Source organism: Sphingomonas sp. BL-S-25, from assembly GCF_055521555.1.
In genome coordinates this window covers 3060630-3073824 of sequence record NZ_CM145486.1, presented here as the reverse complement: position 1 = coordinate 3073824, position 13195 = coordinate 3060630, and the positions used below count along the sequence as shown (strand labels likewise).

At 66.9% G+C, this 13195-nt stretch carries 14 protein-coding genes; 2 read left to right on the top strand and 12 right to left on the bottom strand.

Annotated elements, in window-relative coordinates:
• Positions 1–5 precede the first annotated feature (5 nt).
• The 7 genes from ACZ1H8_RS14915 to ACZ1H8_RS14885 form a co-directional block, all read right to left on the bottom strand.
• A complete protein-coding gene (locus ACZ1H8_RS14915; RefSeq protein WP_465177965.1) occupies positions 6–2561 on the bottom strand; it encodes a hypothetical protein in 2556 nt (851 codons plus the stop codon).
• A gap of 104 nt (positions 2562–2665) precedes the next feature.
• On the bottom strand, positions 2666–4726 hold the full coding sequence (locus tag ACZ1H8_RS14910; RefSeq protein WP_465177964.1) for a hypothetical protein: 2061 nt from the start codon (positions 4724–4726) through the stop codon (positions 2666–2668).
• Positions 4726–5220 (bottom strand): virion core protein, T7 gp14 family, encoded by a 495-nt coding sequence (locus tag ACZ1H8_RS14905; protein ID WP_465177963.1) that lies wholly within the window; start codon positions 5218–5220, stop codon positions 4726–4728. Before ACZ1H8_RS14905 ends, ACZ1H8_RS14910 begins: the two co-directional genes overlap by 1 nt.
• A gap of 124 nt (positions 5221–5344) precedes the next feature.
• Positions 5345–5806, bottom strand: a complete 462-nt coding sequence (locus tag ACZ1H8_RS14900) for a hypothetical protein (protein ID WP_465177962.1) — start codon at positions 5804–5806, stop codon at positions 5345–5347.
• Positions 5803–7605 (bottom strand): phage tail protein, encoded by a 1803-nt coding sequence (locus ACZ1H8_RS14895; RefSeq protein ID WP_465177961.1) that lies wholly within the window; start codon positions 7603–7605, stop codon positions 5803–5805. The genes ACZ1H8_RS14900 and ACZ1H8_RS14895 overlap by 4 nt, the downstream gene beginning before the upstream one ends.
• Positions 7605–8267: a ubiquitin-activating E1 FCCH domain-containing protein gene (locus tag ACZ1H8_RS14890; protein ID WP_465177960.1), complete on the bottom strand. Its 663-nt coding sequence runs from the start codon at positions 8265–8267 to the stop codon at positions 7605–7607. Before ACZ1H8_RS14890 ends, ACZ1H8_RS14895 begins: the two co-directional genes overlap by 1 nt.
• Positions 8267–8911 carry a phage connector family protein gene (locus ACZ1H8_RS14885; protein ID WP_465177959.1) on the bottom strand — a complete coding sequence of 215 codons (645 nt, stop codon included), beginning with the start codon at positions 8909–8911 and terminating at the stop codon, positions 8267–8269. The genes ACZ1H8_RS14890 and ACZ1H8_RS14885 overlap by 1 nt, the downstream gene beginning before the upstream one ends.
• A 136-nt stretch (positions 8912–9047) precedes the next feature.
• Between ACZ1H8_RS14885 and ACZ1H8_RS14880 the strand changes: the two genes are divergently transcribed.
• Entirely contained in the window at positions 9048–9242 is a 195-nt protein-coding gene (locus ACZ1H8_RS14880) for a hypothetical protein (protein WP_465177958.1), read from the top strand.
• 120 nt (positions 9243–9362) lie between these two features.
• Complete coding sequence (locus ACZ1H8_RS14875; protein ID WP_465177957.1) at positions 9363–9911, top strand: hypothetical protein; 549 nt, start codon at positions 9363–9365, stop codon at positions 9909–9911.
• A gap of 52 nt (positions 9912–9963) precedes the next feature.
• On the opposite strand, the gene ACZ1H8_RS14870 is transcribed toward ACZ1H8_RS14875, so the two are convergent.
• From ACZ1H8_RS14870 to ACZ1H8_RS14850, 5 genes are all read right to left on the bottom strand, one after another.
• A complete protein-coding gene (locus ACZ1H8_RS14870) occupies positions 9964–10527 on the bottom strand; it encodes a hypothetical protein (protein WP_465177956.1) in 564 nt (187 codons plus the stop codon).
• Positions 10528–10615: 88 nt separating this feature from the next.
• Positions 10616–11125 carry a hypothetical protein gene (locus ACZ1H8_RS14865; protein ID WP_465177955.1) on the bottom strand — a complete coding sequence of 170 codons (510 nt, stop codon included), beginning with the start codon at positions 11123–11125 and terminating at the stop codon, positions 10616–10618.
• A gap of 243 nt (positions 11126–11368) precedes the next feature.
• The gene (locus tag ACZ1H8_RS14860; protein ID WP_465177954.1) at positions 11369–11635 is read right to left on the bottom strand and encodes a hypothetical protein; all 267 of its coding nucleotides are present in this window, start codon (positions 11633–11635) and stop codon (positions 11369–11371) included.
• A gap of 14 nt (positions 11636–11649) precedes the next feature.
• Complete coding sequence (locus ACZ1H8_RS14855) at positions 11650–12099, bottom strand: Bbp16 family capsid cement protein (protein WP_465177953.1); 450 nt, start codon at positions 12097–12099, stop codon at positions 11650–11652.
• 44 nt (positions 12100–12143) lie between these two features.
• The gene (locus ACZ1H8_RS14850) at positions 12144–13181 is read right to left on the bottom strand and encodes a major capsid protein (RefSeq protein WP_465177951.1); all 1038 of its coding nucleotides are present in this window, start codon (positions 13179–13181) and stop codon (positions 12144–12146) included.
• Between the last annotated feature and the right edge of the window lie 14 nt (positions 13182–13195).

Below are 13195 nucleotides of genomic sequence, written 5' to 3'. Positions count from 1 at the left end.
TATCGTCACACGCAGGCCGCCAGCGTTGCGACCCACCCGGCCTCACGATCCAGCTCCGCAAGTGCATCCGCGATCGAGATCGGCTCGTCGGCTAAGTTTAGCCGGACCCTGAGGTCCGGATCTTCGGCCGCGGCCTGTGTGATGTCATGGACCAGGCTCGCGATCTGCGCCATCGCGTCGTCTCCGTCGGGGTCGTCGAACGCACGCGCCGACAGCGTCGTTATTGCCGGGGTCTCGTTCTGCCCGGATTCTTTCCCGACCGCCCCGGCATCGGCGGCAACGACTCGCCAGACCGGGTCATCGGCATCCCACCGCTTCTGCATGCGCAGCGCCAGCGGCTCCGCGGTGACACGCCGGTGCCACGCATTCGCCAACGCCGCTCCGGCTGGCGTCATCTCCCCGCTGCCGCTCAATATGTCGACCGGCAGTCCTGCGTCGCGCGCAACGCCGTACAGCGTAGTCGCCAGCCCTTGCCGCCGCAATTCCGGAGCGACCTGAACGATCGGGCCTCCCCCGCTGACCAAGCGCGCGGCATCGGTCAGCGGGAACCACGCGACCGCGCGGGGACGTCCGACATCGTCACGGTACACGACCTGCGTCGATGCGCGATCCTCGGCATGTTCGACGAAGATGCCGGGATTGCCGGCAGTGCCAGGCATCGCACGCAATTTTTCCTGAACGGCTGGCATCTCCAGGGCGTCCTGGGCCAGCGTCGGACGGAACGGCACGACCGGCGACGCCATCGGTTGCGGATCAATCCTGTCGCCGCGCAAGAGCGCGTCGCGAAGGGGGTCGCGCATGCCGGACGTACGCTCCTCACCGACCCAGCTGCCGTCGTCGTCGACGGTATCGTCATGCGGATCGAGGTCGGCCACGGGCGCGGCAAGCCCGGCTGGAAGCGGGGCCGTGGTCAGCCGGACTGCCTGTGGCGGTAATGGCTCGGCGGCGGCCTCCGCCAGGCGCTCCATCTCGGCATAGACGCGCTCGTTCGCGGCGCGATCACGGCGCGGAAGCGCTTCATGAACAGGCGTGGGCGTCCCGCCGCCCGCGCGCCTCAGCACGGCGTCGGCATAGCCTCGCGTCTTGACGCCCCACAGCTTCCTGTCAGGTCCGCCATGATAGTACATCAGCGCATTGCGGATGTTGCCGCCATGCAGTCTGAGGCCCTGCTCGAAATAGGCGCGCCCGATCCGCAACTGATAGGTCCCCGCTTCGTCGCTCTTGCCACGCATCAAGTCGGGTCGCCAAGGGATGCCAAGCTTGCGCGCCATTTCGGCGCCGGTCCCGTCGAGCACCTGCGTCAGCCCATAGGCGCGACCATAACGCGTCGCGGGGCCTGCGCGTCCGCGAACCCCACCGCTTTCCTGGATCACGAGAGCATCGAACACCCTGTCCACGCTGGGCGATGCCGCGACGGATGCGATCGGAGCCGGCGGCCGGCGCCGTGCCCGCAACGGAAGGACTCGTTCATCGTACGCAACCGCCACCTTGGGCGCTGGACGGGTGGTCCTGTCCACGCCCTCCTTGAACCGGCGACCATAATCGGCAGGCGAAATGTGGCCATGCACCGCGTCTGTAGCGAGATCGAGCCGGTCGGCGTGTGCGTCATCGTTGCGCGATCCAGGGCGGAACGGGCTCGTCGCCCGGATATCGATATCGCGATCCAGTTCGGACACCGCGGCCTTGACCGTCGGCGTGAAATTCTCTTCCCCGATCACCGATTTCACGGTGGATGGCAGTTCCGAGTCTGGAATCGCCGAAAGGTCAGGCATTTGCGGCGCTTCTGGCGCGACCGCGTCGATTGCAGCCGTGATCGCCCCATCATAGACCATGGCAGTACCGGTAGGCGCCTTGGTGACCCGCTCCAGTGATCCCGTTGCCCCGGCCTTCAGCGTATTGAGAAATGCCTCGCCGGCTGTCAGCCGCTCGCCGATGATCTCGCGATTTCGCGCGACGACGGGTTGCTGGATCGCCTCGCCCGCCGCGCCCAGGATGAACTCGCGCCCAACGCCCTGCAACACGGTTCGTCCGCCGCCGCCGACAAACAGCAACCCCAGGTCGACGGGGTCTTCCAGGGACATCGTTGTGGTTCCGGCCCATGCAACGATGCCATCGGCCAAGGTACCGCGGCTACGGCGCCGGACTTCCTGCGCCTTCTCATACTCTTCCCGGTCCCGCTTGGCTTGTGCCTGAAGGATGCCCTCCCCCGTGTCGGGCACGCCTTTCAACGCGCCGGGATAGCGCTGCCGGATGCGACGAATCTCGACTTCCACATCCGTGATGACTGCGTCGGTCCCGACCCTGGCATCGCGGGCCAGCCCCCAGGCGGCATTGGGCTCGGGGATCGGCATCGCGCGAATGCCGTCGGCAGGGTTGAACATCTCGGGCTTGCCCTCGCGCCGACGGATCGCGTTGATCGCGACGACCACCGGTTCGAACGCGCGGCGGGTCAGATCTTGCGAATAGTTGGTGTTGTTCGGACGCTGGATGATACGGCTCGCCTGCCAGGTTTCCCCGAATGTCGCGGGTGGCTGGCTCCACCGTACCGGCTCGGTCTGCACCCATTCGCCTCGCGTCCACCAGGTGTCGCGATGCGCAGGCGTCGGCGAGGGTGCCGGCCTTGGGGCAGCCTTAGCAGGTCGGCGGTTACGAGGTGCGACGCCCATCAGCGCGTCCTTTTCGCAGGGGTCTGCGGTGCGGCGGGGCCCCAGAGGGGCGTCCGGGCGCCATCATCCTGTCGTGGGGGCGCCACCCAGATCGCCGAGGGCGACTTAGGCCGTGGCTTTTGCCGCAACGAGGGCATTGCCAATCGGTTGATATCAAGCTCGGCCTTCCCTCCGCCCGGCTTGCTGCGCGCATAGGAGCCCCGCTTGTCTACCACTTCATACACGCCGTCGCGGCCCGTAGGGACGAGCCGATACTCCCGCATGAAATCACGCTTCGGTATCGGCTTCCCATCCGCGTAGAACAGGTTCGTAGGATCACCGATGTTGCCGACGCGCTTATCGAAGTCGACCTGGCTCATGCCGCGTGGCAGGACCAGCCACTCGCGGTTCCACTTGCCGATGCGTCCGCCGCCTCCAGCTTCCAGAACTTCGTCGACGATTCCGTGAAGGACTTTCTCGTCAAACCCGAGATCGCCGCGCTGGCGATACGCATAGATACTGCGGGTCGCTACCTTGATACGCTCCGTCATGTCAGCCGGAAATGCAGCCAGAGCCGGGCCTGGCCGTTTCGCCCAATATTCGCGAAAGCTGGTTTCCTGGATCTTTGCCTGTTGAGACTCCAGCAGCGTCTCGCCGGTCAGAACCTGACGGATCATCATCGGTGGCAGGCCGATCGACGCGGCGAAAGCCTTGTCGCCCGGTGCGACCTGCTGCGCTGCCGCCATTGACAGCGATCCGTGAAGCTTCGACAGCAATTCGACCGCAGCAGCGCGACTTTCCAGCCCGCCGCCTGCCATATTGCTCAGTCGCTCCGCTTGATCTCTGCCGAGTGGGAGTGCTTGACCATTGTGACCCTGTGCCCAACGGGCTACCTCGACATTGCGCTGTGCCACCGCGGCAGGGTCGTTGAAGTCGAGTTCAGGCCAGTTGGGTTCGGCATTGCGCGCATTTTCGCGGATGCCTGACAGCGCCCTATGCTCGGCCACCAGAACCGGGTTGCGACGCCAATTCCGAGTGCCTTCGATCTGCCCCAGGCGCGTCGTTATCCGCTCGGGTGTCGCATCGGCATATGCTTCGCCTGTCTGACTCGTGACAGCCGCGTCCAGCAATCGTCCAGCCCGCACCGTGTCGCCGCGGCTCGCTGCGCGCTCGGCCATACCTCGAATCTGACCGGCATTGACGATCTGACCGCGAGCGACCTGCTCCAGCACCGTGTCCTCCTCATTCTCCTCCCGCTCGATCCGCAAATCATTCGCACGTTCGGCTGCGACCGCTCTTTTCGTGCGCACGACGTCGATCCGCCCCAGCGCAATCTGATAATCCCGGTCGAACATCGGCGCGCGCCACTCTTCCAGCCAGCTTTGCGCCTCATCCGGATCGGCTTCCGCTTTTGCCACCGCGATCGCGAGCAGCCGCGGAGAAACTTCGGTCTTCACCCGAAGCGCAGTCTGTTCCGGGGACCAGCCATTTGCCGGGTCTGCGCCGTGGGCGGTGATCACATCGACAAGCTTCCCGAGCCTGGCTTGCATCATCTCGGGATTGGCGCCATTCGCGACCAGCTCTTCTCCGGCCAAAACGACTTCCGCGTCGAACAGGCCCTGGTCGTATTCAAATTCTTCGGTTGCCGCGTGTCGTGTCGCCAGCGTTCGATATTCGGCAAGCCGCGCATCCGCGGACTGACGGAACAATTCGCGCGCATAGGGCGTGCTCAGCCCCTTCTCCAGATCGCCCGCCTGTAAGCTCAGCCCGGCCAGCGTCTGATCCAGCTTGTCGATCGCGACTTTACCTCCCGTGGCGAGATAGCCGTCTTTGGGATCGTACAGTATCTTTCCGGCGCTTCTCGCCAGCGCGATTTCCGCCTCGCGGCGCTCACGGTCCGCTTTACGCTTGGCCGCATCGCTTTCCATGCCGGCAACGGCGCCCAGCGCCTTGCCGAGGGTGTCCATGCCGGCCGCCAGTCCCGATGCGACAACACCGGCGCTACTCGCTTCGGTGACGCGCTCGCGTGCCAGCGGCGCGAGCGAAACCGAGGAGTTAGAGAGGATCGGAACGCGCGCCATTAGCGGCCCCACGCCTTCTTTTCTTCACCATATTGCTTGACGCCGCCAAGCACACTCGATGCCATGTCGAACATTCCCTTCAAGAACGCAGCGCCACGTTCCGCGCGTGCAGCACTGGCCTGGGCGCGATAATTCGCACCGCGTCGGTCGGCACCTTGAGCCTCGCGCATCGCATTCTGGCCGATTGTCCAGCTGTCCTCGGCGAAGGCGGCCGCGGCATCGCCCTGAACGACCGCCGCCGATCCGAACGACGGATCGATGCCGTTGGCGGCAAGCGCGGCCCGGATCTGCCCCATCCGAACCGAAGCTGCTTCCTGGGCGCGGCGCTGCTCCACGCGTCCGCGCTCCAGCGAATCGTTCGCCGCATCGCCCTCAAGTTCGGCATTACGCCGCGCGACCTTTTCCTGGTACGCTGCCGCCTGCATCGATGAGATCATCGATACGCCCTTACTCATGGTGGTCACGGCTGCCGTCAATGCCGCCGGACCGCACATGGTCAGATCTCCTCGCCGCGACGGACCGTCGCCAAGTTGTTCATCTCGCGACACCGCGAGCGCGTCACGCCACTGCATAAGGTGGCGCGGTCGGGCTGGTGCAGGAATGCACAGCTGGACAGGATCACGCGGCGGGTCCGCAGTCCTTGTGAAACGCAACGAACTCGACCCCGCCGATCGTCACGGCGGCATCGTCGATGCCGAAACCCCAGTGCCGCAGCATGCGGATCGCATCGCGGTTGCCGCGGGCGACATGGTTCTCCAGCCGGGGAAACCGCGCCTGCATCTCGCCCAGCACATATCGGCCGAGCACCAGCAGCTCGCGCGGGAACCGGCGAACCGCATCGGTGCCCAGGAACCACACGCATCCGCGCCCCTCGATCACGCTGATCGGGGTCACGCCGAACATCGCGATCGGCCTGTCCTGCATCAGCACGGTCGCGCTCAGCGCCGACGCCGCCAGCCCGAGACGCAGCGCCTGGCGCGGCGTCCGACCGAACGCCGCGCACTCCGCCCTGTCCCACTCCCGCATCGTCCGCGCGATCGGCGCAACATGCGCGCGCTTCGCCTCGACCAGCCGGATCACGGCTCGCTCACCACCGGGTCCAGGAAGACCGAGGTGACCGTCATCGGCAACGGCTCGCGCGACCGGATGAACAGCGTAGCCTCGCCCGCGGTCACCGGCTCGGTCCCGACCACCGCCGCGCCGGTGAACAGCGCGCTCGGCGTGCCCAGCGGTTCGGTGGTGCGCGCGCGGGGCTGCTGCATCCGGTCCAGCCGCCGCCCGACCTCGATCGCGCCCAGGCGGGTGTCGGCCACCTGCACCACGACATCGCCCAGCATCTGGCGCTTCGCCTGGATCGACCCGCTCTCCGCCTGCACCGCCAGCGGCAATGTCTCGATCAGCGCCTCATAGCCCAGCCCGATCGTTACCAGCCGCGTCGCTTCCTGGCCCAGATCGACCCAGCCCGCCGCATCGCACGCCAGCCCCCGCACCGCGAAGCCGTCCGCCATCGCATCCACCGTCGCCCCGGCTAGGTGGGGCACCAGGAAACGGCGCTGCGGCGCGTCCAGCCGGAAGGTGACGGCGCAATCGAGATAGCAGCTCAGATCCAGGTCGCTCCACTTGGCCGATGCCAGCCGCTCGAGGAACCGCCGCTTCACGCCCGCAATCTCGCGCTCGACCACCCAATAGACGCGGCTCTCGCCCGCCTCGGGGATCGAACAGATGCTCTCGACCTTCCCCGCCGTCTCGCACAGCGTCCACCCCCATACCTGCTGCTCCAGCTGCCAGGTGAAGGTCGGTACCTTGCCGTCGCTGCGCGCGGTCCACACCACCGACAGCGGCTCCTCGGCATAGGCCCAGGAGGTGATCGTCGTGCCGCGGAACAGCTCGGGCGAAAAGATCGACACGTCGTTCGACCGGTACCCCTCGATCTCGAAGGTGAAGCCCAGCGATCGCACGCCCGATCCCACCGCCGGCTGAAAGAACACCGCCTCGTCCAGCACCAGCGGCTTCAGCCGAGATGCCCCGCGCCCCGACTGGCGCTTGGCCATGGGCGGCGGCGCGGCCGACAGGTAATCGCCCTCCGATCCCGCAATCACGAACACCCCGTCGCCGGTCAGCGCGATCAGATTCTGCAGCGGCACCAGCGCATGAACCGAATTGACCTTCTGTGCCGAGATCCGGATCGAGATCGCATCGTCGGCGCGCGCCGGCCGCGCGATATCCATGTTCGCGAAATCGGCCGATCGCGACGTGAACACGCCGTTGGGCACCTCGCGCGTCCGTGCCCAGATCAGCCTTTGGTCGAAAAAGGTCACGGTCGACGGATTGCGGTTCGGCCCGAACGGATTGCTCGCCTCGGGCGGACCGTCGCTCAGATCGGGATCGATATTGTCGTCGGTAAAGCTCGTGCCCTGCGTCTCGCCGATATAGCCAAAGGCGGATTCATGGTTCGCCTTGTACACCCGGTACCGGTTGGCGCCGGTCACCGCGCCCCAGCTGACGACATTCTTGTTGCGCTTCAGCGTCAGGTCGTTGCTCGCCGACGCGCCGCTCGACGGGCGGCTTTCCTGTCCGGTCACGTCGTTGATCGCGGTGACGGCATAGGTCGCCAGCCGCGGGAAATAGGCGTTGCCGCCATTGTCGGCATCGGTGTTGGCGACGGTCGCATGCACCGCGGTTGCCGCCGGCGCTGCGATCGTCGGCCCCAGCGTCACCGGGGTGAACGCCCAATTGGTATGGCTGCTGCGCACCAGCTGGGTCGGCGCATGATTCAGATGCGCCAGGTACACGACGTCGAACGCCTGGACATGGTCCAGCTCGGACAGCTCCTGCTGATGATAGGGCGTGGGCGTGCGAAAGATCCGGGCGACGCTCATCAGTAATGCGCCTCATATTCGAACCAGCGCCCACCGCCGCCGCCGCCTCCGCCACCACCACCGACGGGCGGCGGCGGCGGTGCGGGCACCGGCTCGGGAACGGGCGGCGGCGGGGGCGGCGGCGGCGGCGGCGCGCTGCGCACGACCGCCTCGGCATCGCCCTCGCCGGTGAACGCACCGAAGCTGGTGCCGTCGACCGGCACGGTGAAGCTGCTCTCGCCCGTCACCGTGACCTTCAGCGTCAGCCCGTTCAGCTCGGTCATGCCCTTCACCTGCTGGAAGAACACCTCGTCGCCGGTGGCATAGCCGTGATGCGATGCGGTGATCGCCACCGGATTGGTCCGCGTCGCATTCTCGATGACCAGCCGGTCCTCGATCATCATGCCGCCGCTCACGCCCAGCCGCATCGTCGCCTGACCGAACAGCATCGCATAGCTCGCCTCATAGGCGCCCTCGAACGGGATCAGCCGCTGCGGCCCGTCCTTGATCTCATAGACCAGACGCGTGCCCGGCCGCTTGGTCAGCCCGCCATATTTCAGGATCAGGACATTCTTCCCCTGGCGGATGCCCGCGGCATAGGGGGCGATGTCCTGACGTCCCCACAGCTCCTTCGACAGGACGCCCTTGCTGAAATTATGCTGTCCGATGCGCGGTCCCGCCATCACGCCCTCCCCAGGCCAAGCGGCGCCAGCTGCACCTCGGCGACGAAATCGGCCGGGCTTTCGCGGTCGCGGTTCATGTCGCCCGCCTTGGCCCGCTCGCGCGCCACCTCGGCCAGTTGCATCAGCTCGCCCTGGCGCGCCCGGTCCTTCTTGATCGGCATCACGATCCGCGCCGCCAGCTCCAGCGCCAGCGCACGCGCGAACCGCGCCGGAAAGCGTGCCTCATCGGGCGCGTTGCTGACATATTCCAGCGTCGCCGCGGGCAGATCGGCATAGAGCACCCCGCCAGCAATGCGGTACGCTTCGCCCGCTTCCTCGCCGCGCAGCCGCCCGCGCCACGACCATCGCTGGCCATCGGCGGACACATCGTCGGCGCTGTACCGCAACAGGTGCCGCGGCATCGCCAGGTCGTGCGGCAGGGCATAGGCATGCGCCCATTCCGCCGGCCGGTCGTTCGCGATCTCCGCCAGCACCGCACGCCGGATCGCGAAGTCATAGCCATGATCCTCCAGCAGCATCTCCAGCGCGGGGCGATAGTGCTCCCGGCACTGCGCCGCCTCGATCGAGACATCATCGATCGTATCGATCCGATCCGCCGGCAGCTCCGCCACCGCCATGTTCCATAGTGCAAGTCTGGAGGTCATGACCGCGAGGTAGCGCGGCGGCGCTGGCGCCGCGGCCGCAATGCACAGGCGCAGTCCGCGCCTCGAAATCCGCGGGCGCTTGCCGTGGCTTCACAAATCGGCGACCCTGTGAGCCCTGACCGGGAGGACACAGGACGTGACCGACATTTCGCTACCGCTCGCCTATTCGCTGGCCGCTCTGGCGATGACGCTGGACCCGTTCCGTCAGGTCACGCCGGGCACCAGGTGGGCGCTGATCGTTACCGGTGTCGTGATCCTGTTCGCGACCCAGTTGCTGGGCATCGCAATCACTGCACCGATCCCGCCGGCGCTCTGGAACGCGGCGCCATGATCTGGCTGATGCTCGCCCTCGCGATCGTCGCGATTTACCACCGGCGACGCACCCATCGCGAAAAGTCGCGCGCCACCGCAGGCTGACCGGGCTTCCGATCCGCATCGAGATCCAGCACAGGTGATCCTTTTCCACCCCGAACCTGCTCCGGCTCATGTCGAACTCGGCGATCAGGGCGATCCCGGATCGGCGTGGCTCGAATGGCCCGATCCGAACCAGTCGATCGATGCCAGCGTCCCGGAAGCCGTCAGGACCAGCATCGCCGAGGCGCTGTCGCTCGTCGGTGGGGTCACTTTCATCATCGAGCGGCCCCATCCCTCGATGGTCGTCACCACCGTCCGCCAAAGCCTTGCGCGCCGGCTGCTGCGCGGACCGCTTCGCCAGGGGACCACGAGCGACCCTCAGGCGGTCGAACTGATCTTCCACGATCCGCTTCAGGCCTGGTGGCTCGGATCGGCCGTCGCGGTCGTGTCCGATCCCGATCGCCCGCCCCCGCTGCTGGACGCCGCCTCCTGGCGGGCGCTGACCGGCCGCCGCTGGACCGAGGCAGCCCGCAGCCTCCCGTCGATCGACGCCGTCCTGCGTGCGGGCACAGATGGTGAAATGGCCGGCTGGTGGAGCCGGAGCCTAGCGTTGCGCGACCAGTTCGCCGCGGCATCGGCGACCTAGGGCTGCAATCCTTCGCCGCGCGGAACAGACCGCCCGCGTCTAACGCGTCAGCCTACTCCGCCGTATCCAGAAAATGCGTGCCGAGCATCATGCCGGTAAAACCAAGCTCCGCTTTGACCGGAGAGGTCGTGGGAACGAACACCGCGCGCATCCCCGACCCCTCTCCGAAAGGCTTGTCCCATTTCTCGACCTGCACGTCGCCAATCATGGTCTTTGCGCTCGTGACCAACGGCGCGAAAACGCCGATCGCACCGTCCGTAACCGGACGCGCGGCGTCCAGATCATACATGCTGCAGCCGATGAGCTTGCGACCACCTTCCAACGGGTTGACGGTCTCGCTGACTGCCAGCTCCAGCCGCCGGCTCCCGACGTCGAGGTGATAGACGACATATTCCGAAGTAAGCCCCTGCGCCTTCAACAGCGGTGCAACCTTGGTGATGGTTGGCGCGACTTGGCTATCCTCAACCGTCGCATAGGCTTTCCATCCCGCCGCGAACAGCGAGGTGGTCAGCGCTGATTTGGACCGTGAGGCGACACATGTTTTCTCAAATGCCGTGACGACCTTGAGGTCGTCGGCAGTTGACGCGAAAACGAGCAGCAGAGTGAGCGCGATCATCTACCGCGCCTATCACGACGCGCCTTGGCATGCGAGCCGGAGCCCGCTTAAGGGCCGCAAAGGTGGCCGCGGCCTCTCGGCGGCCGCCTCAGGTAACCCAACTGCCCGCGCACTCGGCCTTCCACCCGGCGGCGGCGCGACGCACGATGCACATCATGCCATAACCATAGCCAGGCTCCTGAAACGACACTTCGGTGAGGGCCAGCATGCTATCAGCGGAAACGATCGGATAGGTGAAGGACACCCTGTGGAGGTGGCCGTCCTCGTCGAACCGCGGCGCAGGATCCGACATCGGCACGCACAGCGGCCGGAACTTCTCCTCCACATAAAGCGATTGCCGTGCCGCCAGCCCTCCAAACTCGGCCGTGCTCAGCGGAAGGCGCTTGCGATAATCGGGAACGAATCGCGTCAGATCGAGCACGCGAAACGCGGGATCGATATCCCGCGGATAGGCCAGCCGATCGCTGCCGATCGCTGCAGTGTAAGCGGCTTCGATAATCCGGCAGGTCGGATCGGCCGGCGCCGCGGCTTGCCGGACCTCTACGGATGCCGAGCCGCCGGCAAACAGAACGCCCCATAGCACCGCCCCGGCGATCATGTCGGCTCCTCCACACTGTCCGGCGCCAGCCTATCCGCGCAGGCGCGCGTCGCAACGGCCGCACCGCCACTTGCGTCCGGAACGGACTCGATTTCAGACCTGCAAGCGGGCGAACCATGCAAAAAAATCGCCGCGCTTACCGCACCCGCCCTCTGCGCCTCCGCGTCTCTGCGCGCCAACAAGCCGACGGCCGCACCGGGCACCCCGCCCGATACGGCCGCCAACCACGCCGTCACCGACTCACTACCCCCGAGCTACCTCGATCGCGCGCCGGATCGCCGCCACCGTCGCGCCCGGCGCCACCGCCACGCCCTCGGCCGCGCCAACCGCCAGCAGCTCCGCCTTGCGCAGCCCGCTCAGCGCCGCCGGTCGGCGGGGCAGCGAACCGCCCCGCCTTCCGTCGCCGTCGCGGTCCAGCGGATCGACCACGCCCGCCCCGCCCTCGCCCGGCGGGAGCGCGGCATCCACCAGCTGCCCGCCGACGAACGCCTTGCGCGGGATGCGTGCCATGCCCGCCGCCACGGTCAGTATCCGTGGCTCTCGGCCGGCGGCCGCGACTGGACCGGGCTGTCGGTGGTCGAGGTGACGCCCGACGTCACCCGGCCGGCGGTATAGTCGCCGGCATTGGTGGTGTAGCGAAAGCCCAGATAGGCCTTGCTCAGCGGCGGCAGCGCGACGTCGATCGGCCGCTGGCCGACCGCCAGGTTCACCGCGCCCGCGCCGTTCACGACCGTGCGCGAGAACAGCGAGACCACGCCGGCGGTCAGCGCCGCATTGTCCGCCTCGATCACCTCGAAGGTGATGCCGGTCGCGGCGCCATCGGGGGTGAACCCCGTCTCGATTTGGCAGAAGGCGCGCATCCGCCGCCCGCGATCGGCGCCGGCCAGGCCGGTCACCAGGATCGAATCCGTCGACACCGTGTCGACGGTCACTGCCTGCTTGTCGGAGCACAGCAGTTGCTTGTCCGTGTTCATGCTCTTGGTTCCTCTGTCGGAATGGGGAAAGGGTCGCCGCCGCGTCAGGCGACGACGCGCGCCTCGTCGACGTTCAGCGCGTCGATCGACCGGATCGGGATGCCGTCGAACGTCGTGACCTTGCGCCCGCCGATCGTGTCGAAGCCCAACAAGCCGCGCCCGCCGCGGCTGTCGTGCAGCGCCTGGCGACGCAGGAACCCGCCGAGCGGGCGCGGCACATAGAAGGCGGCGTTCGGCCCGATCGACTGCACCCGCTCGATCATCTGCGCCATCGCATCTTCCAGGTCGGCGCCCGTGCTGCGGTCCTTGGTCAGCAGCGAGAAGTCGATGTTCGCCGCGCGCACTGCATGGCGATGGTCCTTGACCGACAGGCCGCAGTCCCACTGGAAGAAGTCGGAATAGCCCAGATAGCTGTTGCCTTCCTCGTCCAGCACCAGGTCGCCGATCGGGAAGCCGTCCGGACCCGACGCCAGGTTGGCGGTCGCGTCCATGTGCATCAGCCCGGCCTTGGTGCCCTTGGGGTACAGGCCGGTGACGGTGTCCTCGCCCCAGTTGACCAGCCACATCGACCGGTTGTCGGTGCCGGTGCCGCCGCAATCGATGATCCAGTCGCCGGTGACGCCGCCCAGCGAATTGTACCGCGGCGCCAGCCCGGTGAACTCCTTGGATTCGATCGCCGAATTGCCGTAGAACAGCGTCTCGGCGAACTCCTCGTTCATCGCGTCGAAGAACGGCTTGGCGAATGCCATGCGCGACTTGGCCGGATTGCCGCCCAGCACCGCCAGGCTGCGGTCCATCTGCGACGTCGCGGCCAGCTGCGCCGACGCTTCGTCGAACGATCCGACATTGCCCTTGGTCCGCGGCACGCCCTGATTGTACCGGCGCCAGCTGACGCCCGGCTTGCTGGTGCGCACCCAGGTGCGCTCGCCGGTCACCAGATTGCCTTCCTTCCAGCTGATATCGTCCAGGATCGCATTGTCCTTGGTCAGGATCTCCGCAATCTGGCCCTGCGCTTCGCCCGCCTCGCCATAGCCGGCGGTGACGTCCATCAGCGTCGCCAGGGCCCCGTTTCGTACTGCCATCTCGTCTCGTCCTT